Genomic DNA, 21,227 nt, shown 5'->3' on the forward strand with positions numbered 1-21,227 from the left:
AGCTTTCCGCTGGTCTATTTTTTGAGTTTGCTATGCTGAGCCGGCGTGTGATTGCCTTTCGGAAATTCAGCCGCCAGTTCGCGATACCATTTGCCGCTCTTCTTCACCGTGCGCCGCTGCGTCTCATAATCGACATGGACGAGACCGAAGCGCATGCGATAGCCTTCGGCCCATTCGAAGTTGTCCATCAGGCTCCAGGCAAAATAGCCGCGCATGGGGTAGCCGTCCTTGATGAGGTCGGCCACGACGTCGAGATGATCGCCGAGATAATCGAGGCGCATCGTATCATCGACCTCGCCCCCGACGACACCGGTATTGTCGCAGGCGCCGTTCTCGGTGATGTAGCATTCCGGCAGGTCATAGCGGCGATAGAGGTTCTCGACCAGGAGCTTCAAGCCCGGCGCATAGATTTCCCAGCCGATATCGGTCTTGACGTCACTTGCCGGCGGAGCTTTCATCGTCCAGGGGAAATCGCCTTTTCGTTCGGCATCGTCGACGACGCGCTCGGGCGTGTAGTAATTCAGGCCCCACCAGTCGAGCTTCTGGCTGATCAGCTCCAGATCGCCGTCTTCGATGACGGGCATGCGGTCACCGAGCGCCTCGACGAATTCCTTCGGATATTCGCCCTTGAAGACGGGATCGAAGAAGGCGCCGTTGTGGAACTGATGCGCCCGTTCGGCGGCTGCCAGATCGGCCGGGCTGTCAGAGCCCGGGATGATCGAGGCGGCGTTGAGCACGAGCCCGACCGGCACATTGGGAGCTTCCGAACGGATTGCCTCGACGCCGAGGCCATGGGCGAGGTTCATGTAATGCATGGCGTGAAGGGCAGCCTGCATATTGCGCTCACCCGGAGCATGGATACCGTAGAGGTGGCTCAGCCAAACGATGCACCAGGGCTCGTTGAAGGTCGCCACCCTGTCGAGACGATCGCCGAGGCGGGTCATCACCGTCTTGGCGTAACGCTGAAAGGCATAAGCGGTCGAGCGCGCCGTCCAGCCGCCGTCGCCCGCGAGCAGCAGAGGCAGGTCCCAATGGTAGAGCGTCGCGAAGGTCTTGATCCCGCGCGCCTTGCAGCCGTCAACCAGCCGATCATAGAAATCGAGGCCCGCCTCGTTCACCGGGCCCGCGCCCTCGGGAATGATGCGCGGCCAGGCAATGGAAAAACGATAGGCTTCGACACCCATATCCTTGATGAGATCGAGGTCCTGCTCCAGGCGGTTATAGTGGTCGCAGGCAACGTCGCCGTTGTCGCGATTGTAGACGCGGCCAGGCATGTTGCAGAAAGCATCCCAGATGGACGGCTTGCGGCCATCGGCCTTGCCGGCGCCTTCGATCTGAAAGGCGGCGGTGGCAACGCCGAAGGTGAAATCACCGGGAAAGCGGCTTGCAAGCGTCTTCGCATCGATCATCTGTTAATCCTGTCTCTCAGCATCTGAATTGATCGTGGGGCTCGGATTTAGCCAAGCCGGCAAGCAAAGTACAGGCCCGGCAGGAGAAAACTGCAACGTTACAGTATGGGCGGCGGAGCGGCGGCGGCGCAGGCCAGCCGCCTCGACCTGCAGCATTTTTCGCCTCCGATTGCTCTCATAACGCGAATGTCAGCAGTCGTGATTTGCTGCAGGGGCGATGATCACTACACAGCGGTGACATTCGCAAGCATGAAAGGAATCTAATGCTGTCTTCGATCTATCTGCTGCAGCCGCATCTGCTGAGCCTGCTGCGCATCGTCTCGTCGCTCGTGCTTTTCAGCTACGGAACGCAGAAGATTTTGCACTTTCCGGCAGCGGCAAGCGTGCCGCCGATGGGCTCGCTCTCCTGGATTGCCGGATTGATCGAACTCACTCTCGGCCTCCTCGTCCTGGTGGGATTCCAGACGCGCATCGCAGCCTTCGTGCTCTCGGGCCTGATGGCTTTCGCCTATTTCATCGGCCATGCCGGAAAGAGCTTTTATCCCGCGCAGAACGGCGGCGTCGCCGCGATCCTGTTCTGCTTCGTGTTTCTCTATTTGGTGGCGGCAGGCGCCGGGCCGCTCAGCGTCGACGCGCTCATGAAGCGCAACCGCGCTGCGGCCTGACACATGGCGGACAACCGAGGCGGCAAGACTGCCTCGGCATTTCTTGCGGTCCGCGCCATCTGAGGCGCCGATTGCCAAAGCTTAGAGTTTCACCCAAGCGCCGTTCTTCTTGGACGAGGCAACGCAGGCCTCGACGAAGGCCACGCCCTTCACGCCGTCGTCGACTGTCGGGTAGACCACTGCCTTGTCCACGTCCTTGCCCTTCTTGCGGGCGTTGATCGCATGCGCAGCTTCCGTATAAATCGTCGCGAACGCCTCGAGGTAACCTTCCGGATGCCCCGACGGCACGCGCGAGACACGACCGGCCGCTGCGCCGGCGCCGGCGCCGCCGCGGGTGATCAGCCGCTTCGGCTCGCCGAACGGCGTGTACCAGAGGTAGTTCGGGTCCTTCTGGGTCCATTCCAGGCCGCCCTTGGTGCCGTAAACGCGGACCATCAGGCCGTTTTCATGGCCGGGCGCCACCTGGCTGCACCAGAGCATGCCCTTGGCCGGCTTCTCCGAACCCTTCGCCTTGAAGCGCAGCATGACATGGGCATTATCATCCAGCCGGCGGCCGGGAACGAAACTGTCGAGATCGGCGGCCAGGCTGTCGAGTTCCAGCCCGGTGATGAAGGAGGCGAGATTATACGCATGCGTGCCGATATCGCCTGTGGACCCGCCGACGCCGGACTGCGCCGGATCGGTGCGCCAGGCAGCCTGTTTCTGGCCGGTCTGCTCGACCGCTTCCGTCAGCCAATCCTGCGGATATTCGGCCTGGACCACTCTGATATCGCCAAGTTCGCCGTTCGCGATCATCTCGCGCGCCTGACGAACCATCGGATAGCCGGTGTAATTATGCGTCAACACGAACAGGGCGCCGCTCTCGTCGGCCACCTTTTTCAGCTTCTTCGCATCGGCAAGGTTCGATGTCAGCGGCTTGTCGCAGATGACATGGATGCCGCGTTTCAGAAATTCCTTGGCCGCGTCGTAATGCACGTGGTTCGGGGTGACGATCGCCACTGCCTCGATGCCGTTCTTCAGCTTCGCCTCACGGATCGCCATCTCGCGGTAGCTGGAATAGGTCCGCGACGGGTCGAGGCCAAGATCGCGGCCGGACTGAACCGCCTTCTCAGGCGTCGACGACAGCGCGCCGGCAATAAGATCGTACTGATCGTCGATGCGCGCCGCAATGCGGTGCACCGCACCGATGAACGCGCCCGCGCCGCCGCCCACCATGCCAAGCCGGATGCGCGGCTCGCGGGTCTGTTCCGATGAAGCTTCGATTGCCATTGATTCCTCCTGAAATTGAACCTGGTGCGGATGCGCGCCCCTCATCCGGCTGCCGCCACCTTCTCCCCGCTCGCGGGGAGAAGGCATATGCGGCGACGTCGATGCCAACTCCGTCGCCCGGTGTGGCAAATCCCCTCTCCCCGTCAAAACGGGGAGAGGGTTAGGGTGAGGGGCAGCCTCACGGCACGCCTTTCATTTAAAGTCCGAGCATCCGCCGATTGGCCGCCTGATCGGTGCCGCTACCGGCAAAATCGTCGAAGGCCTTTTCCGTGACGCGGATGATATGCGCGGCAACGAATTCCGCCCCCTCGCGGGCGCCGTCCTCAGGATGCTTCAGCGCGCATTCCCATTCGACCACGGCCCAGCCATCGAAATTATTGGCCGTCATCTTCGAGAAGACCGCACCGAAATCGACCTGACCGTCACCGAGCGATCGGAAGCGACCGGCGCGTTCCACCCAGCCCTGATAGCCACCGTAGACGCCCTGGCGCCCGGTCGGATTGAACTCAGCATCCTTGACGTGGAACATCTTGATGCGGTCCTTGTAGATGTCGATGTTCTCGAGATAGTCGAGGCATTGCAGGATGTAATGCGAGGGATCGTAGAGCATGTTGGCGCGCGGATGGTTCTTCACCCGCTCCAGGAACATCTCGAAGGTGATGCCGTCATGCAGGTCCTCGCCCGGATGGATCTCGTAGCAGACATCGATGCCGTTCTCATCGGCATGGTTGAGGATCGGCGTCCAGCGGCGGGCAAGCTCGTCGAAGGCGGTCTCCACCAGACCGGCGGGACGCTGCGGCCAGGGATAGATGAAAGGCCAGGCAAGCGCGCCGGAGAAGGTCGCATGCGCCTTGAGGCCGAGATTTTTCGATGCGGTCAGCGCCATCTTGACCTGCTCGACCGCCCATTCCTGACGGGCTTTCGGATTGCCGCGCACCTCGGGCGCCGCAAAGCCGTCGAATGCTTCGTCATAGGCGGGGTGAACGGCAACCAGCTGACCTTGCAGATGGGTCGAAAGCTCGGTGATTTCGATGCCGTTTTCACGAGCCTTGCCGGCGAACTCGTCGCAATAATCCTTGGAGGTCGCGGCCTTCTTCAGATCGATCAGCTGGCTCGCCCAGGTCGGAACCTGAACGCCCTTGTAACCGATGTCGGCCGCCCATTTGGTGATCGCGTCCCAGGAATTGAAAGGCGCGGTATCGCCCGCGAACTGGCCAAGGAAAAGGCCCGGGCCCTTGATCGTCTTCATGTCAGATTCCTCCCTGAATATCGACCGTAAACGTTTCTGAAGAACTTGTAGCACGCATTTCGGCGGGGGCAAGGTGCCTCCTCGCACTTGCCGCCGGATTTGGCGCGAGGCCAGATGCGGTATGGCTGCGACCTAATCATGATGGGCCGTGGCGGGCAAGAGGTACGTGCAGCATTTCGCCGTCCGCCACGTGAGGCATAAAAATGCGCCCATCCTTGCGAATGGGCGCACCCTCTTGACCGGGTGATCAGAACGGAGAATCCGGGAAGTAGAAGTTCTTGGCATTCTCCTTGGTGACGAGCGTCGCGTCGAGGATGTAGTTGCCGTGAACGGGAACCTGGTCGTAGAGCGCCGCCGCCGTCAACTCCATTGCCGTACCGACCATCGCCGGCGGATAGAGAACGTCGACCGGGATCAGCTTGTCGCCATCCATGACCTTCTTGACCATGTCCTTGGAGCCGGCGCCGGCGACGACATACTGAATGTCGGTGCGCTTGGCCTGCTCGATCGCCTGAAGAACGCCGACGGCCATATCATCGTCCTGGCACCAGACGACGTCGATCTTCGGGTACTTCGTCAGATAGTCCTGCATCACCTTGAAGGCGTCGTCGCGGTTCCAGTTGCCATACTGGCGGTCGAGAACCTTGACCTTGGAGCCGGCAATACCCTTGTCGAAGCCGTCCTGGCGCTGCTGATCGATCGGGATCGGCAGACCGCGGATAACGACAACTTCGGCTTCCGGCGTCTTTTCGGCAATATATTTGCCAGCGACTTCACCGAGTGCAGGGTTGTTGCCGGCAACGTAAAGATCGCGCACGGAATTGTCGTTATTCGACGGCGCGCGGTCGACAAGCGCGACGAACTTGCCCTTGTCCTTGACCTCCTTGATGGCGTTGACGAGCGGATCCGGATCCGACGGCAGGATGACGAGTGCATCGATGCCTTGCGTATCGAGGTCCTGCACGGCGTTTGCCTGCGTCGCGGCATCCGGCGAGGTCTTGACGATGACGTTCAGGCCCGGATGTTCCGCCATCAGCTTCTTGGCGATACGCTCGGCATGGAACACGACGCCGGAGGTCCAGCCGTGATCGGCGGCCGGAATGGACACACCGATCGTGTAGTTCTTGTCCTGGGCATAGGCTGCACCGGCAAAAGCCACCCCCGCAACCGCCAGACCCAACATGAGCTTGCGCATGCTATTTCCTCCCAAAAATATCAGGGACTTGTCCAATCCGAGCCGGGTGCCCTGTCAAGCCCGGCCAATCCGAGAAGTTCTTTGCCTTAGGATTTGCGAACCAGCGACCGCTGCACCAGCATGGCGATGATGATGATTGCACCCTGGATCGCGCCGATGAGATATTCGCTGATGAAGTTCGAAAGCAGCATGATGTTGCCGACGAGTTCGAGAATGAAGGCGCCGCAGATGGTGCCCCAGACCCGGCCTGCGCCACCCTTGAGAGCCGTGCCGCCGACGACGACGGCGGTAATGGCCTGCAGCTCCCACAGGATGCCGGTCGTTGCCGAGGTGGATCCGAGACGCGGCACATAGAGCAGCACGGCAATCGCCACACAGAGGCCCTGGATGACGAAGGCAATGGTGCGCACGCGGTTGACGGCAATGCCCGAATAGCGCGCGACGTCACTGTTCGAACCGACAGCCACGACATGGCGGCCGTAACGGGTGCGGTAGAGGATGAAGGCTGCAATCGCGGTGACGACGAGGATCACCACGATCGGCACGGGAATACCAAGAATATTGCCGAAATAGGCCGGACGGTAGAGCGTCTGGATTTCACTCGAGCGCAAGGTGATCGCGCCGCCCTGCGACAGCCAGGTGGTCAGGCCGCGATAAATGCCCATTGTGCCGAGTGTGGCGATGAAAGGCTCGATCTTGCCGACGGTGGTGATGAGGCCGTTTGCGAGGCCGCAAAGAGCCCCCGCAATCACGGTAAACATCACGGCGGCCGTCAGCATCAGCACCGGATCGGCAATGACGCCCGAATTGATGAGCAGGATCATCAGGCTGGCGACGAAGGCGACCATCGAGCCGACGGAAAGGTCGAGATCTCCGGCCGAGATCACGAAGGTGGCGCCGACCGCGATAATGGCGATGAACGCGCAGCGTGTCGCGACGTTGGCAAGATTGGTGATGCCGATGAAATTCGGGTTGACCAGTGCGCCGACAATCAGGAGCAAGGCCAAGGCGGCAAACGGTGCAACCGCGCGCAGATCAACGTCACGCCAGGACCTGCGCCGGATCGCCCTGGTCTCCTCGTTAGCGCTCATATCCAAAACCAACCTCCCGTCCCAGTTCGCCTGGGCATCCTATCTAATGTGCGCGTCGGCGAAGTCTCGCTCCGCCCTCACGCAGCCACCTTCTTTTTGAGCCCGGCGGCGTAACGCATGATCTCCTGCTCGGAAATCTCGTCGCCCTCGAGCACGCCGACGATTCGTCCTTCGCGCATCACGGCCACTCTCGTGCAGAGCCCGATGACTTCGGGCATTTCCGACGAAACGACGATGATTGACCGGCCGTCCCGGGCGAGCGCCGAAATGAAATGATAGATCTGCTGCTTGGTGCCGACATCGATGCCGCGCGTCGGCTCGTCGATGATGATGATGTCAGGATCGGTCTCCATGACCTTGGCGAGCAGCAGCTTCTGCTGGTTTCCGCCCGACATGCGGCCGGCGACGATGTTGGTGTCGCGAACCCTGATGTCGAAGCGGCGCTTGGCTTTCGCCAGTGCGGCCGCCTCGCTGTTCGGGCTGAGATAGCCGTGGCGCGAATGTCTTCCGAGCGATTGCAGCGTCAGATTGGTCGCCATGCCGGAGCGCAGCAGCAGACCCTTCGACTTGCGGTCCTTGGTCATATAGGCAAGACCGCAGCGATTGGCCGCATGCACATCGCCGGAGGGGACCGCTTGCCCCTTGATGACCACCTCGCCCTCGAGGCGGGGCCGCAGTCCGGCAATCGCCTCCATCAACTCGGTACGGCCGGAGCCGATCAGGCCGGAAAAACCGATGATCTCGCCCTTGCGCACTTCGAAGCTCGCATCCCTGACATAGCCTGTTGAAACCGAGGCGATGCTGAGGACGACCTCCTCGTCGACATCGGGTTCGACTTTGGCGGGATAGAGGCTGGAAAGTTCGCGGCCGACCATCAGCTGTGCGATCGATTCCCCGTCGAGAATGGAGGTCGGCGACGTCTTGATCCACTGGCCGTCGCGGAGCACCGTCACCCGATCGGTCAGCTCCATCACCTCGTCGAGCTTGTGGGACACGAAGACGAAGCTCGTGCCTTGGTCGCGCAGCTTGCGGACCTGCTTGAACAGCATATTGGTCTCTTCCCGCGACAACACGGCGGTCGGCTCATCCATGAACACGACGCGCGCATCGCGGCTGATCGCCTTGGCGATCTCGACCATTTGCTTGTCGGCGATGGAAAGCGTGCTGATCAAAGCATTCTCATCGACATGCGAACCGAGCACGTCGAGAACCTTGCGCGTCTCGGCGCGCATATATTTGCGGTCGAGCACGCCGAGATGCGTGACTTCGCGACCGAGGAAAAGACTCTCCGTCACGGTCAGATGGTCGGCGAGGTTGAATTCCTGATGGATGATGACAATGCCGAGCGCTTCCGCGGCACCATTCGGCGGCAGCACCACAGGCTTGCCGTCGAGCAGGATTTCGCCGGAACTCGGCTGTTCGAAACCTGAAAGCACCTTGACGAGCGTCGATTTGCCGGCGCCGTTTTCGCCCATGAGCGCATGGATTTCGCCGGCGCGGAGATCGAAGTTGACGCTGAAGAGGACCTGCACGCCGCTGAAGGATTTGCATATGCGCCTGGCGGACAGCACCACGGTTGCGGTGTCGGCGATCTCCACGGTCATTATGCCCTCCCCCTAGAGCGCCGCACTCCGGCAACGCTCCGTTTTGAACTAGCGCACATTTTCCTTCTGAAAACCGCCTCAGGCTCTCAAACAGGCACGCGCATGCGGCTCCCGTCCGCTTCGAGCCTTATGTAAACCTTTACATCGGGCATGTAAAGGTTTACATCGTGGATTAACACAGATGAGTTGACGCTTGCCTTTGACCTCTCGACAAGTCTGTGTAGTGTCGCGGCGAAGACAGCCTTAAGGCAGAGCCCAGTGTCGAATTCCACGCCCGCAACAATCGAAGACGTCGCCCGGATCGCAGAGGTTTCCATCGCGACGGTTTCCCGGGCGATCCACACGCCGGAGAAGGTCGCCAACTCGACACGGCTCAAAGTCAACCAGGCGATCGCCATCACCGGCTATACGACCAATGCCATGGCGCGCAGCCTGCGGCTCGGCCGCTCCAACATGATCCTGGTGGTGGCGCCCGATATCGGCGATCCCAATTTTTCCAATATTCTCGTCGGACTGGAGAACGAGGCCCGCGCCCACGGCTACGGCGTCCTGATCGGCCACACCCAGAATGATGCCCAGCGCGGCCTGGAATATCTGAAATTCTTCAACTCCAACCAGGCGGCCGGGCTGATCCTCTTCACTGGCATCCTGCCTTTCGGTCACCAGACCATGACGGCGCGGCTGCCGCCGAGCGTCGGGGTTTTCGAACCGGTCTTCAACGGCGGCATTCCCTATGTCGGTGTCGACGATACCGAAGGCGCTCGGAAAGCGGTGGACCTGCTGCTGGCCGAAGGCCATCGCAAGATCGCCTTCATCGGCGATTCCCGCACCCGGCTCGCCTATACCAGGCGCCGCATGGGGTACGACGCTGGTCTTGACGCTGCCGGCGTTCCGCCCGACTTGCGGATCGTGCTCGAGGGCGACGGCACGATCGAAAGCGGACGGCATGCGGTCGAGCAGCTTTTCATGCGCGACACGCTTCCCACAGCCTTCATGTGCGTGAACGACCAGACGGCGATCGGCGTCATGATCGGGCTCGGCGCGCGAGGCTATGATATTCCGCGGGATTTCTCAGTAACCGGCTTCGACGACGTGCCGCAGGCGGTCTTCATATCGCCGTCGCTGACGACGATCCGCCAGCCGAGAACGGCGATCGGCAAGCAGGCGATGGCGCTGCTATTGGAACTTCTGTCCGACGGCCAGCCGGCCGAGACGGAGATCCTGCTGAGGCCGGATCTCGTGGTGCGAAACTCCGTCTCCGCACCGTCGCGCAACTGGTTGAAGCGCTGAACGGAGAATAATCCAGGAGGGTGGCGCCGGCGACCGCTGGCCGCCGGCGCGCTTTATCAGACGTAACGGTTGACGATGTTTTCGAGCAGTTCCTGCTTGCCGGATTTCGGTTGCGGGTTGACGTCCTTGCTCTCGACCCAGTTGGTGATCTCATCCAGCGAATACTCGCCGCGGAAGAGCTTCTGCGCCTCGGCCGTTTCCCAACCGGCGTAGCGGTCGGCGAGCGGCTGCGACAGAGCCTTGTCCTCGATCATCTTGGCAGCCGCCTTCAGGCCGCGGGCGCAGCAATCCATGCCGCCGATATGACCGATCAAGAGGTCTGCCGGGTCGAGTGACTGGCGGCGCAGCTTCGCGTCGAAGTTGGTGCCGCCGGTCTTGAAGCCGCCGCCTGCCAGAACGTGGTAATAGGCAAGCGCCATTTCCGGAACATTGTTCGGGAACTGGTCGGTGTCCCAGCCGGACTGGTAGTCGTTGCGGTTCATGTCGATCGAGCCGAAGATGCCGAGCGCATTGGCAAGCGCCAGCTCGTGCTCGAAGGAGTGGCCGGCAAGGATTGCATGGCCCTGCTCGATATTGACCTTCACCTCGTTTTCGAGACCGTGCTTCTTGAGGAAGCCGTAGACGGTCGCGACGTCATAATCATACTGGTGCTTGGTCGGCTCCTGCGGCTTCGGCTCGATCAGTATGGTGCCCTTGAAGCCGATCTTGTGCTTGTATTCGACGACGAGGTTGAGAAAGCGGCCGAGCTGGTCGAGCTCGCGCTTGAGATCGGTGTTGAGCAGCGTCTCGTAACCTTCGCGTCCGCCCCAGAGCACGTAGTTCTCGCCGCCGAGCTTCTGCGTGGCGTCGATGCAGGTCTTGACCGTCGCGGCTGCGAAAGCAAAGACGTCTGGATCGGGGTTGGTCGCCGCACCCGACATGTAGCGGCGGTTGGAGAACAGGTTCGCCGTACCCCAGAGCAGCTTGGTGCCGGTGGCAGCCTGCTTTTCGGCGAAATAATCGACGATCTCGTTCAGGTTCTTGGTGTTCTCGGCAAAGTTCTTGCCTTCCGGGCGCACATCGGCGTCATGGAAGCAGTAGTAGGGGGCACCGAGCAGCGAGAAGAATTCAAAAGCGACATCGGCCTTGAGCTTGGCCGCCTTCATCGTATCTTCGAACCAGGGACGCAGGAAGGTCTGGCCGCCGAAGGGATCGCCGCCCGGCCAGGTGAAGGTGTGCCAGTAGGCTACCGCAAAACGCAGATGGTCTTCCATGCGCTTGCCGAGGACGATCTCGTCCGGCTGGTAATAGCGGAAGGCCAGCGAATTGGTGCTGTCCGGGCCCTCATATTTGATCTTCTGGATATCGCCGAAAAATCCGGTGCTCATGTTGGGGTCTCCTTGGGTTCGTCGTTCAGTCTTATCGTTCGCGCCACCAGCCCCCTCATCCGACCCTTCGGGCCACCTTCTCCCGAGGGAGAAGGGGAATGAGGCGCTGCAGCGAGTCTCTTCTCCCCTCGAGGAGAAGGTGCCGGCAGGCGGATGAGGGGGCCGCCGGCTCCAGTTCTCAATGCGCCAGCGACTTGATCGCCGGATAGAGCGCGCGATAGCGCTTGTAGGCGTCCTCGTAAGCGCCCTTCAGCGCCGCGACCGGTTCGATCGAGCCTGCCGTCATCGGCGGCGTGCAGACGGCGATCGGATCCGCACCCGTCGCCGCGATCAGGCCGAGACGGGCGGCGCCGAAGGCCGCGCCAAAATCGCCGTCGGCCGGCAGGTCGACGGGAACGCCGAGCGCGGTGGCGATCGATGCCAGCCAGTAGTGCGATCGCGAACCGCCGCCGATTGCTGTCACGCGGGAGATGCCGGTGCCGGCCGAACGCAACGCTTCGAGATTGTCGCGGATGGCGAACGCCACACCCTCCAGAACGGCCTGGGTGAGAACGACGCGGCTGCTCTCATGTCCGAGGCCGATGAAGGCGCCGCGGATGACGGCGTCATTGTGCGGAGTGCGCTCGCCGGAGAGATAGGGCAGGAAGGTGACGCCGGAAGGCGCCTTCAGCGTCTCACCGAGTTCGCCTGTGAGATCGGCGGCCGATTTGCCGGTCACACCGGAATGCCAGTTGAGCGCATCGGTGGCCGAGAGGATGACGCCCATCTGATGCCAGGTGTTCGGCAGCGCATGGCAGAAGGCATGCACGGCGCTTTCCGGCTTCGGCAGATAGGAGCCGTTGGCGGCAAAAAGCACGCCCGAGGTGCCGAGCGAGACGAAGGCCGCGCCATCGCTGACCGTGCCCATGCCGCAGGCCGAGGCTGCATTATCGCCCGCGCCGCCGGCAACGACGACCGAGCCTGATATGCCCCACTGGGCCGCGAGTTCGGACCGCAGTCTGCCGGCCTGATCGGTCCCTTCGACAAGCGCCGGCATCTGCTCCCTGGAAAGGCCGGTGGCGGCAAGCAGTTCGGACGACCAGCCGCGCTTGCCGGTATCGAGCCAGGAGGTGCCTGCCGAATCCGACATTTCGGAAATATATTCGCCGGTCAGCCAGAGACGCAGATAATCCTTCGGCAGCAGCACCTTGGCGACCTTCGCGAAAATCTCAGGCTCATGCTTCCTGACCCAGGCGAGCTTGGGCGCCGTAAAGCCGGGAAACACGATATTGCCGGTCAGCGCCCGGAAACGCGGGTCGGCGTCGAGTGCGGCGGCTTCGACGTGGCTGCGTGTATCGTTCCAGAGAATGCAGGGCCGCAATACCTTGTCGCTCGCATCGATCAGCGTGGCGCCGTGCATCTGGCCGGAAAGGCCGATGCCCTTGACTGCGGCAAATTCCTTTGGATGTTTCGCCTTGAGGCCGGCGACGGCCTCCTCGGTCGCGCGCACCCAGTGAGCCGGTTCCTGTTCCGACCAGCCGGAATGCGGGCGCGAGACGTCGAGAGCACCGTTGGCCGAACCGACGATCTTCTGGTCGCCGTCGATCAGCATCGCCTTGACGCCGGAGGTTCCGAGATCGAGACCGAGATACATGTGGCATTCTCCCCTTGCCGTTACGGCAGATTGTCCTTCAGGAATATGTCGAGGCGGATACGCTCCTGCGCTTCGATGACGGCGAGCCCGTCCGCCTTGGCCTTCAGCACCCGGATGGCGCTGCGCACCTCGTGACCGGCATTCTGATTGAGGATCGCATCAATCGTGTTGTCGATGAGCGCCGCTCGGGTGTGGGCGGTCAGTTCGTGGGCAATGACCGTCAGCGTCCGGTCGACGGCCTTCTCCTTCAGCGCCCGGATAAGGCCGCGATTGCCGGCGCCGAGACTATAGACGCCGACAATGTCGGCATTCCCAAGTGCCTTCGCGACGAGCATATGGGCGATCTCCGGATCGTCGCGGCCTTCCAGAACCGGAAGGATCGCAAGATCGGGAAACTCCTCTGCCATGACTGAAGTGAACCCTTCCAGCCGCTCGCGATGGTCGCGCACCAGCATGGAGCCGGCGAGCACGGCGATCTTGCCCTTTCGCGGCCCGAGGAACCGGCCGAGCAGACGGGCCGCCGTGCGGCCTGCCGCGATATTGTCGACGCCGGCGTAGTGATGGCGCAGCGATCCGGTAAGATCGGACACCAACGTGACGATGGGAAAGCCCGCATGCACCAGCCTGTCGACGACGGCACGCACCTCAGGCGCATCAGTCGCAACCATTGCGATGCCGCAAGGCTTTTCGCGGGAAAGCCCTTCGAGCACGCCGACGAGAGCGGCCGGATCGAAGGCAGGCACCTCGATGGCGCGAATATCGGTGCGTTCGGCAGGTGAGCGGAGGATGGCTTGCCGGATTTCGGCGTTGAGCCCGTGCATGAAAGAATTGTCACTGGCCGGCAGGATGAAGACCAGCGGATAGGTGCGACCCTTGGCGAGATTGGCGGCGGCGACGTCCCTGACATAACCGAGTTCGCGGATTGCGGTCTCGACCTTCTCCCGTGTGACGTGACGCACACCAGGACGCTGATTGAGCACCCGGTCGACGGTCGCGAGACTGACGCCCGCCGCAGCGGCGATATCGTGAACAGTTGGCCTCATCGTTCCTCCTGACGAGACCATTAGCGCCAAATTTGATGTACGTAAATCAAAAAAACCAGCGGGGCGATTTGCGCATTATGTTTCCGGTCCTGCCGGCCGCTGGCATCAATTCGATGAGCGATCGCCCACCTGATGACACAGAGGCTGGAAAACCGCAACAAAAAGGCCCTCCGGAGAGGGCCTTTTCGAGGGACGGGGGCCGGAGGTCAGTGGCCGCCGTCACCTCCTCCGCCGCCTTGCGGCGCGGGTTTCTTGATCATGGTGACACCGAGGATCATCGCAACGAACAGCGCGGTCAGGATCAGGAACACATCGCTGAAGGACAGGATGACCGCCTGCTTAGTGGCGAGGCCAACCATCTGCTTGATCGCGACCGAAGTGCCGTCCATGCCGTAACTGTTGAAATTGGCGGCCATGTTGTTCATCTGGTCGATCGCCGCCGGATTGCCCCAGTCCATATTCTCCCGCAGCCGCTCGTAATGCACATCCTGCCGGCTGGTGAGCACAGTGTTGATGACCGCAAGACCGACGGCGCCGCCAAGGTTTCTGGTCAGGTTGAACAGGCCGGACGCGCCGCGGATGCGCGACGGCGGCATCGTGCCGAGCGCGATGTTGTTGATCGGCACCATGCACATCATCAGCCCGAAGCCGCGCAGGATCTGCGGGATGAAGAGCTCGTAGAAATCCCAATCCGCCGTCAGGTGGATCATGATGTATGTGCCGGCCGCGAAGCTGATGAAACCGATCACCATCATCAGGCGCAGGTCCATCTTGGTCGAGAGCCTCCCGGCGATCGGCGCGGTAAAGAACATCGCGAGCCCGGAAACGAACATCGTCTCGCCGATCATCAGCGAATCGTAGCCGCGGATACGGCCGAGATAGACGGGATAGATATAGGTAAGGCCGTAGAGGCCGATGCCCATGACGAAGGAAAACACCGAGCCGAAGGAGAAATTCCGGTTCGCAAAAGCCTTCAGGTCGACGACGGGAAACTCCATCGTGAAGGCGCGGTAGAAGAAGACGATGGCCGCGGCGCCGGAGGCGACGGCAGCCAGCGCGATGGAATTGTCGTTGAACCAATCGTTCGAGTTGCCCTCTTCGAGCACATATTCCAGCGCGCCGAGGAAGACGCCCATCGAGATCAGCCCCCACCAGTCGAACTTCTTGAAGAGCGACAGTTCCGGCTTGTCGAAGTCGATGAAGTTCCAGGTAACCAGCGTGACGATGATGCCCGGAACGATATTGACGAGGAACAGCCAGTGCCAGGAAAAGGCATGGCTGAGATAGCCGCCGACGGTCGGGCCGATGGTCGGCGCCAGCGTCGCGATCAGGCCGATAATCGGCGAGACGATGCTGCGCTTCGACGGCGGAAAGATTGTGAAGGCGGCCGCGAAAACCGACGGGATCATGCCGCCGCCGATGAAACCCTGGATGGCACGGTAGACGATCATCTGGTCGATATTCGTCGCCGTCGCCGCAAGCGCACTCGCCATGGTGAAGCCGGCGGCCGAGATCGCGAAGAGGTAGCGCGTCGAGATGATGCGCGCCAGCGTTCCCGAAAGCGGGATCATGATCACTTCAGCGATCAGATAGGCCGTCTGCACCCAGCCGATTTCGTCGGAACCGGCCGACAGGCCGGCCTGAATTTCGGCAAGCGAAGCAGAGACGATCTGAATGTCGAGGATCGACATGAACATGCCGAGCACCATCGCGAAGAAGGCGATGAGCTTCCTTGGATCCATGCGATCCGCGGCGTGGGCAGGCACCGCCGGCATCGTTCCCGCTGTTGCTGTCGCGCTCCCGGCCATCGGACCACTCCGCCTTTCCTTTTGCTGGAATTGCTCCGAAGGTTTACTTGTTCGGTGCCGTGCGGGTATCGACGTCGACGACGACGCTGAGGCCCGCGCGCAGACGCCCGCTGTCGAGCGCATCCTGCGGCAGCGCAATGCGCACCGGCACGCGCTGGATCACCTTGGTGAAGTTGCCCGTGGCATTTTCCGGCGGCAGCAGCGAAAAGACCGAACCGGAGGCCGGCGAGATCGATTCGACGGTGCCGACGATCGGATGGTCGTCATAGGCATCGACATGGACGTTGACCTTCGAGCCTGGAACGAGATGCTGGATCTGCGTTTCCTTGAAATTGGCGTCGATATAAAGCTGGCGCACCGGAACGAGCGCCATCAGGCGCTGGCCGGGCGAGACCAGATCGCCTTCCTGGACGGAACGATTGCCGACGATGCCGTCATAGGGCGCCTTGAGCACGGTGAAGGAGAGGTCGCGGGCAGCCTTGTCGCGCTGGATTTCCAACGTGCGGACGGAACCTTCCGCTTCCCTGCGTTGGGCTTCGAGGATGGCGATATTGGCCTGAGCCGCCACGATATTGGCGTCACCGCCGGCAAGATTGGCCTTGGCCTGATCGAGTGCCGTGTTGGCATCATCGAGATCCGCGGTGGTGCCGACCGACTTTGCCTGCAGGTCGCTCTGGCGCTTCTGCTTGATTTCCGCGCCACGCACCGTGGCTTCGAGGGCAGTCTTCTGAGCCTGGGCCTGCACAAGGCTCGCCTTGGCGCCTTCGATCTGCGCATCAATACGGCTCAGCGAAAGCTGCTCGGTCGCGATCTGGGCGTTTGCCTGATCGAGGGCATTCTGGTAGTCGCCGTTATCAAGGGTGGCGAGAACGTCGCCTGCCTTGACTTCCTGGTTGGCGACAACATTCACCTTCGCGACATAGCCGGTAACCTTCGGCGAGATGGTCGCGATATCGCCTTCGATATAGGCGTCGTCGGTCGACACCATGAACCGGCCGTTCATCCACCATTCGTATCCATACCAGCCGCCGCCCGCAAGCAGGGCAAGCACGACGATCGGCAGTACCGGGCTGCGGCGCTTCTTCGCCGCAGGGGGAGCAACCGGGGCCTGGGCCGGCGCCGACTGCGCGGGAGCAGCCGGCTTTTCCAGCGCTTCCGCCGTCGGAGCCTCGGCAACGACCGTGACCTTTACCTCTTCGGCTTCGGCGTTTTCGCTGACGATACGCGCGACGTTGCTCTTCTGGTTGCTCGACATGGCCACTTTACCGATCTTGGAGTAATAATCGAACTGAACGGTTCGGTTCAGTTGACATAAACCTGTTTTATCGTCATATCAAGATGTATAGAACCAATCGGTTCGATTTCTTTAAAGAAAGCACGAAACCGTGAACACGGTTAAGGAGATATGACGCTAAAGCCCGACCATGCCGCCGTCTTCAGCCCACCCGTTGGAGGAGGCCGATTTGCCGCTGGCGAAGATCCGGCAAAACGCCAGCAAATCCTCGCCGGCGCCAAACGTGTCTTCATGAAGATGGGTTTCGACGCCGCCAGTATGAACGACGTGACGCGTGAGGCCGGAGTCTCCAAGGGAACGCTCTACGTCTATTTCACCAACAAGGAAGAGCTGTTTTCGGCGATGATCGAGAACGAGCGCGCCGCTTTCATGGCGGCCGTGCGCACGGCGCTTGCCGAGCATGACGACCCCGAATCCGGCCTGTACGAATTCGGGATAAGCTTCGTCACCCACATGACCGATGAAAAGGTCATCAGCGCGATGCGCACCGTTCTCGGCGTTCGCGACCGCATGCCGGTGCTCTGTCAACGCTTCTTCAAAGGCCCGGTAAACCTGCGCACCATCATGCGCGACTTTTTGGAACAGCATATCGCCGGAGGCCGACTCGAGATCGACGACATCGATCTTGCCGCCGGCCAGTTTCTCGATCTTGCCAGCGGCAGCTTCTTCAAGCTCCGTCTGTTCGGCAGCATGGAAGAACCGCCGACTCGCGAGGAAATCGACCGCGTCATCCGCGGTGCGATCAAGGTCTTCATGGCAGCCTACGGCGTGCGCCGGCGCGAGACTGCCTAACCCCGTATCCTTGACTGCCGCTCCCCTTCGGCCAAAACTCCGCAAGGACGATCAAACCCGGCTGCCGGCTTTTCTCTAATGAAGGAGCCGCAACCAGGGGAATGATGATGAACGCCATCGCACGGGCGATCTGGTTCATAGAGAGCCATTTCGAAAGCGATATATCGCTGGAAGAGATATCAGACGCAGCCGGATTGTCGCGCTACCATCTGTCGCGCGTCTTCGGGCTCGTCACCGGCCACTCGATCAGCAGCTACATGAGAGGACGGCGCCTCAGCCGCGCCGTGCCCGCATTGGTCACCGGCTCATCCACCATTCTCGAGGTTGCGCTTTGCGCGGGCTACGGCTCGCACGAAGCTTTCACCCGTGCCTTCCGCGAGCAGTTCGGCATGACGCCGGATGCTGTGCGCAGACAGGGACACGCCCGTAACCTTGTTTTATTGGAGCCGATCCGAATGGATACCGACCACCTCAACGATCTCGAACCACCCCGTTTCGAGACTCTTCAACCAATGCTCTTTGCCGGCCTGCAGGAGACCTACCCTTATGGCGACAATGCCGCCATCCCCTCGCTTTGGCAGAAGTTCAATACCCATTTCGGGCATATTCCCGGCCAGAAAGGCAATGTCGCCTATGGCATCTGCCGGCATATCGGCGAGGAGGAGAAATTCCGCTACATAGCCGCAGCCGAAATTTCCGATGCCGGCGACCTGCCCGCGGATTTTACGACGCTCAAGCTTCCGGGACAGCGCTACGCCGTCTTCACCCATCGCGGCCATGTCTCCGGCATTTCCCTGACCATGCACCGGATTTTCGGCACATGGTGGCCAACGTCGGGCCTGGAACATGGCGAGACACCTGACATGTTCGAACGTTACGACGAGCGCTTCGATCCCTATACTGGAATGGGCGTCACTGAAATCTGGCTACCTATCAGGGAATAAAAGTCACATCGATTTCGTATATCCCCTTGCGGCGCTTGTGCGGCGGGCCGCGGACACTACATTGCGGGCGTCATCGGTGACGCAAGGGGATATAAGCTAATGCAGGAACTCATGACGCTCATTCAGGACCCGGCCGCCTGGGTGGCGCTCATCACACTGGTGGTGATGGAAGTCGTTCTCGGGATCGACAACCTGATCTTCATTTCCATTCTCACCAACAAACTGCCGCCCGAGCATCGCGAGAAAGCCCGCCGGATCGGCATCGGCCTTGCCCTCGTCATGCGCCTGGCGCTGCTCGGCACCGTCGCCTGGATCGTCCAGCTGACCGAACCGCTGTTTACGGCCTTCGGGCACGGCTTCTCCTGGAAGGATCTCATCCTTATCGCCGGCGGCCTGTTCCTCGTCTGGAAAGCCACCAAGGAAATTCACCACACGGTCGACCCGGTGGATCATCAGGAGGATTTCATCGCGAAGTCCGTCACGACGGGCTTTGCATCGGCGATCGGCCAGATCCTGCTGCTTGACCTGGTCTTCTCCGTCGACAGCATCATCACCGCCGTCGGCATGACGCCGCATCTGCCGATCATGGTGATCGCAGTCATCGCCGCCGTCACCGTAATGCTGGTTGCCGCGACCCCGCTCGCCAACTTCATCGAGAGAAATCCGACGATCGTCATGCTGGCGCTCGCCTTCCTGCTGATGATCGGCACGACGCTGATCGCCGAGGGCATGGGCTTCCACGTGCCGAAGGGCTACGTCTACGCCGCCATGGCCTTCTCGGCGCTGGTCGAGGTGCTGAACATGTTCGCACGCAACGCCCGCAAGCGGAAACGCGAAGGCGCGCATTGAGGCTGATGCGGGAGGGCGCGCCGCAACCGGCGCACCCTCTCAAACGTCGGCAAGCCGTTGCGGACGCGGTTTTTCTTGACGCGCCCGGTTGAATATGGCCTAAGGCCAGCCGAACGGACGATCGGCGAATGGTGCGGGCGAATGCCCTTTTTCGGCCGGTTTGCCGATGAAGATATCTGCATCCTTCCGGCCGAACCTTGCTTTCCCGTGAAAGCAGTCCGGCATTCATTGACGGGCACATACAATGACAAATTCCGGGACAGCTTCCGGCGTCCGCGTCCGCATCGCTCCCTCGCCGACCGGCGAGCCGCATGTCGGCACCGCTTATATCGCTCTCTTCAACTACCTCTTCGCCAAGAAGCACGGTGGCGAGTTCATCCTGCGCATCGAAGATACCGATGCGACGCGCTCGACCCCGGAATTCGAGACGAAGGTGCTGGACGCGCTGAAATGGTGCGGGCTGGAATGGAACGAAGGCCCCGATATCGGCGGCCCCTACGGCCCTTATCGCCAGTCCGACCGCAAGCCGATGTACCAGCCCTATGCACAGGAGCTGCTGGACAATGGCCATGCCTTCCGCTGTTTCTGCACGCCCGCGCGGCTGGAGCAGATGCGCGAGGCGCAGCGCGCCGCCGGCAAGCCGCCAAAATATGATGGCCAATGCCTCAACCTGACGGCAGAAGAGGTGACGTCACGCATGGCGGCGGGCGAAGCCTCGGTCATCCGCATGAAGATCCCGACAGAGGGCTCCTGCGACTTTACCGACGGCGTCTATGGCGATGTGTCCATTCCGTGGGATTCCGTCGACATGCAGGTCCTGATCAAGGCCGACGGCATGCCGACCTATCACATGGCCAACGTCATCGACGACCATCTGATGAAGATCACCCACGTGGCGCGCGGCGAGGAATGGCTGGCTTCGGTGCCGAAGCACATCCTGCTCTATCGCTATTTCGGCTGGGACCAGCCGGTCTTCATGCATCTGTCGCTGATGCGCAATGCCGACAAGTCGAAGCTGTCGAAGCGCAAGAACCCGACCTCGATCTCCTACTATTCCGCGCTCGGTTATATCCCGGAAGCTCTGATGAATTTCCTCGGCCTGTTCTTCATGCAGATCGCCGAGGGCGAAGAGCTGCTGACGATGGAAGAATTGTCGGAAAAGTTCGATCCGGAAAACCTCTCCAAAGCAGGCGCGATCTTCGACATCCAGAAGCTCGACTGGCTGAACGGCCGCTGGATCCGTGAAAAACTCTCCGAAGAGGAGTTCCAGGCGCGCGTGCTGACCTGGGCGATGGAAAACGATCGTCTGATGGCGGGTCTACGCCTGTCGCAGACGCGCATTTCCAAGCTTGGCGAGCTACCCGATCTCGCCAGCTTCCTGCTGAAATCCGATCTCGGCCTGCAGCCGTCCGACTTCGCCAAGATCAAGTCGACGCCGGAAGAGATCCTGGAGATCCTCAACACCGTCCAGCCGGATCTCGAAAAGATCCTGGAATGGAACGTCGAGACGATTGAGGCGGAACTGCGCGCGATCTCCGACCGCATGGGCAAGAAGCTGAAGGTCGTGGTGGCACCGCTCTTCGTCGCCGTCTCCGGCTCGTCGCGTTCGCTGCCGCTCTTCGATTCCATGGCGATCCTCGGCCGCTCCGTCGTGCGCCAGCGCCTGAAGCTCGCAGCACAGGCGGTCGCCGCCCTCGTCGGCTCGAAGTAAGAATAGTCAGAGGA

At 61.3% G+C, this 21,227-nt stretch carries 17 protein-coding genes; 6 read left to right on the forward strand and 11 right to left on the reverse strand.

The window, feature by feature from the left end:
• Nucleotides 1-14: 14 nt before the first annotated feature.
• The gene (locus tag QWJ46_RS10810; protein WP_302751128.1) at nucleotides 15-1,409 is read right to left on the reverse strand and encodes a GH1 family beta-glucosidase; all 1,395 of its coding nucleotides are present in this window, start codon (nucleotides 1,407-1,409) and stop codon (nucleotides 15-17) included.
• Between the two features lie 263 nt (nucleotides 1,410-1,672).
• Here QWJ46_RS10810 and QWJ46_RS10815 point away from each other — a divergent pair, with 263 nt between their 5' ends.
• Entirely contained in the window at nucleotides 1,673-2,074 is a 402-nt protein-coding gene (locus tag QWJ46_RS10815; protein WP_302751129.1) for a DoxX family protein, read from the forward strand.
• An 81-nt stretch (nucleotides 2,075-2,155) separates the two neighbouring features.
• Here QWJ46_RS10815 and QWJ46_RS10820 read toward each other — a convergent pair whose 3' ends face one another.
• From QWJ46_RS10820 to QWJ46_RS10840, 5 genes are all read right to left on the reverse strand, one after another.
• Nucleotides 2,156-3,343: a Gfo/Idh/MocA family protein gene (locus QWJ46_RS10820; protein WP_302751130.1), complete on the reverse strand. Its 1,188-nt coding sequence runs from the start codon at nucleotides 3,341-3,343 to the stop codon at nucleotides 2,156-2,158.
• Between the two features lie 196 nt (nucleotides 3,344-3,539).
• Nucleotides 3,540-4,592 carry a sugar phosphate isomerase/epimerase gene (locus QWJ46_RS10825; protein ID WP_088396187.1) on the reverse strand — a complete coding sequence of 351 codons (1,053 nt, stop codon included), beginning with the start codon at nucleotides 4,590-4,592 and terminating at the stop codon, nucleotides 3,540-3,542.
• A gap of 247 nt (nucleotides 4,593-4,839) precedes the next feature.
• A complete protein-coding gene (locus QWJ46_RS10830) occupies nucleotides 4,840-5,787 on the reverse strand; it encodes a substrate-binding domain-containing protein (RefSeq protein ID WP_011426857.1) in 948 nt (315 codons plus the stop codon).
• Between the two features lie 86 nt (nucleotides 5,788-5,873).
• Nucleotides 5,874-6,878 (reverse strand): ABC transporter permease, encoded by a 1,005-nt coding sequence (locus QWJ46_RS10835; RefSeq protein WP_302751131.1) that lies wholly within the window; start codon nucleotides 6,876-6,878, stop codon nucleotides 5,874-5,876.
• Nucleotides 6,879-6,955: 77 nt separating this feature from the next.
• Nucleotides 6,956-8,482 carry a sugar ABC transporter ATP-binding protein gene (locus QWJ46_RS10840; protein WP_302751132.1) on the reverse strand — a complete coding sequence of 509 codons (1,527 nt, stop codon included), beginning with the start codon at nucleotides 8,480-8,482 and terminating at the stop codon, nucleotides 6,956-6,958.
• 258 nt (nucleotides 8,483-8,740) lie between these two features.
• Here QWJ46_RS10840 and QWJ46_RS10845 point away from each other — a divergent pair, with 258 nt between their 5' ends.
• Entirely contained in the window at nucleotides 8,741-9,772 is a 1,032-nt protein-coding gene (locus QWJ46_RS10845; protein ID WP_097597195.1) for a LacI family DNA-binding transcriptional regulator, read from the forward strand.
• 56 nt (nucleotides 9,773-9,828) lie between these two features.
• On the opposite strand, the gene xylA is transcribed toward QWJ46_RS10845, so the two are convergent.
• The 5 genes from xylA to QWJ46_RS10870 all read right to left on the reverse strand — a co-directional run bounded on the left by xylA (nucleotide 9,829) and on the right by QWJ46_RS10870 (nucleotide 16,878).
• On the reverse strand, nucleotides 9,829-11,139 hold the full coding sequence (xylA, locus tag QWJ46_RS10850) for a xylose isomerase (RefSeq protein ID WP_302751133.1): 1,311 nt from the start codon (nucleotides 11,137-11,139) through the stop codon (nucleotides 9,829-9,831).
• 178 nt (nucleotides 11,140-11,317) lie between these two features.
• Entirely contained in the window at nucleotides 11,318-12,772 is a 1,455-nt protein-coding gene (xylB, locus tag QWJ46_RS10855) for a xylulokinase (protein ID WP_302751134.1), read from the reverse strand.
• Between the two features lie 20 nt (nucleotides 12,773-12,792).
• Nucleotides 12,793-13,815 carry a LacI family DNA-binding transcriptional regulator gene (locus QWJ46_RS10860; RefSeq protein WP_184454922.1) on the reverse strand — a complete coding sequence of 341 codons (1,023 nt, stop codon included), beginning with the start codon at nucleotides 13,813-13,815 and terminating at the stop codon, nucleotides 12,793-12,795.
• A gap of 206 nt (nucleotides 13,816-14,021) precedes the next feature.
• Entirely contained in the window at nucleotides 14,022-15,623 is a 1,602-nt protein-coding gene (locus tag QWJ46_RS10865) for a DHA2 family efflux MFS transporter permease subunit (protein WP_302751135.1), read from the reverse strand.
• A gap of 43 nt (nucleotides 15,624-15,666) precedes the next feature.
• Nucleotides 15,667-16,878, reverse strand: a complete 1,212-nt coding sequence (locus QWJ46_RS10870; RefSeq protein WP_302751136.1) for an HlyD family secretion protein — start codon at nucleotides 16,876-16,878, stop codon at nucleotides 15,667-15,669.
• Between the two features lie 150 nt (nucleotides 16,879-17,028).
• Here QWJ46_RS10870 and QWJ46_RS10875 point away from each other — a divergent pair, with 150 nt between their 5' ends.
• The 4 genes from QWJ46_RS10875 (at nucleotide 17,029) to gltX (ending at nucleotide 21,213) form a co-directional block, all read left to right on the forward strand.
• Entirely contained in the window at nucleotides 17,029-17,709 is a 681-nt protein-coding gene (locus QWJ46_RS10875) for a TetR/AcrR family transcriptional regulator (protein WP_302751137.1), read from the forward strand.
• A 107-nt stretch (nucleotides 17,710-17,816) separates the two neighbouring features.
• Nucleotides 17,817-18,653, forward strand: a complete 837-nt coding sequence (locus tag QWJ46_RS10880; protein ID WP_302751178.1) for an AraC family transcriptional regulator — start codon at nucleotides 17,817-17,819, stop codon at nucleotides 18,651-18,653.
• A gap of 99 nt (nucleotides 18,654-18,752) precedes the next feature.
• Nucleotides 18,753-19,502, forward strand: coding sequence for a TerC family protein (locus tag QWJ46_RS10885; RefSeq protein WP_302751138.1), 750 nt, complete (start codon nucleotides 18,753-18,755; stop codon nucleotides 19,500-19,502).
• Nucleotides 19,503-19,746: 244 nt separating this feature from the next.
• Nucleotides 19,747-21,213, forward strand: a complete 1,467-nt coding sequence (gene gltX, locus QWJ46_RS10890) for a glutamate--tRNA ligase (RefSeq protein ID WP_302751139.1) — start codon at nucleotides 19,747-19,749, stop codon at nucleotides 21,211-21,213.
• Nucleotides 21,214-21,227 lie beyond the last annotated feature (14 nt).

This window comes from Rhizobium sp. CBN3 (genome assembly GCF_030518245.1).
GTDB lineage: Bacteria > Pseudomonadota > Alphaproteobacteria > Rhizobiales > Rhizobiaceae > Rhizobium > Rhizobium aethiopicum_A.

Bases quoted from the DNA above. Each gene is read 5' to 3' on its own strand.
- QWJ46_RS10810 (WP_302751128.1), bottom strand. From the start codon at position 1,409: ATGATCGATGCGAAGACGCTTGCAAGCCGCTTTCCCGGTGATTTCACC.
- QWJ46_RS10815 (WP_302751129.1), top strand. From the start codon at position 1,673: ATGCTGTCTTCGATCTATCTGCTGCAGCCGCATCTGCTGAGCCTGCTG.
- QWJ46_RS10820 (WP_302751130.1), bottom strand. From the start codon at position 3,343: ATGGCAATCGAAGCTTCATCGGAACAGACCCGCGAGCCGCGCATCCGG.
- QWJ46_RS10825 (WP_088396187.1), bottom strand. From the start codon at position 4,592: ATGAAGACGATCAAGGGCCCGGGCCTTTTCCTTGGCCAGTTCGCGGGC.
- QWJ46_RS10830 (WP_011426857.1), bottom strand. From the start codon at position 5,787: ATGCGCAAGCTCATGTTGGGTCTGGCGGTTGCGGGGGTGGCTTTTGCC.
- QWJ46_RS10835 (WP_302751131.1), bottom strand. From the start codon at position 6,878: ATGAGCGCTAACGAGGAGACCAGGGCGATCCGGCGCAGGTCCTGGCGT.
- QWJ46_RS10840 (WP_302751132.1), bottom strand. From the start codon at position 8,482: ATGACCGTGGAGATCGCCGACACCGCAACCGTGGTGCTGTCCGCCAGG.
- xylA (WP_302751133.1), bottom strand. From the start codon at position 11,139: ATGAGCACCGGATTTTTCGGCGATATCCAGAAGATCAAATATGAGGGC.
- xylB (WP_302751134.1), bottom strand. From the start codon at position 12,772: ATGTATCTCGGTCTCGATCTCGGAACCTCCGGCGTCAAGGCGATGCTG.
- QWJ46_RS10860 (WP_184454922.1), bottom strand. From the start codon at position 13,815: ATGAGGCCAACTGTTCACGATATCGCCGCTGCGGCGGGCGTCAGTCTC.
- QWJ46_RS10865 (WP_302751135.1), bottom strand. From the start codon at position 15,623: ATGGCCGGGAGCGCGACAGCAACAGCGGGAACGATGCCGGCGGTGCCT.
- QWJ46_RS10870 (WP_302751136.1), bottom strand. From the start codon at position 16,878: ATGTCGAGCAACCAGAAGAGCAACGTCGCGCGTATCGTCAGCGAAAAC.
- QWJ46_RS10875 (WP_302751137.1), top strand. From the start codon at position 17,029: ATGACGCTAAAGCCCGACCATGCCGCCGTCTTCAGCCCACCCGTTGGA.
- QWJ46_RS10880 (WP_302751178.1), top strand. From the start codon at position 17,817: ATGAACGCCATCGCACGGGCGATCTGGTTCATAGAGAGCCATTTCGAA.
- QWJ46_RS10885 (WP_302751138.1), top strand. From the start codon at position 18,753: ATGCAGGAACTCATGACGCTCATTCAGGACCCGGCCGCCTGGGTGGCG.
- gltX (WP_302751139.1), top strand. From the start codon at position 19,747: ATGACAAATTCCGGGACAGCTTCCGGCGTCCGCGTCCGCATCGCTCCC.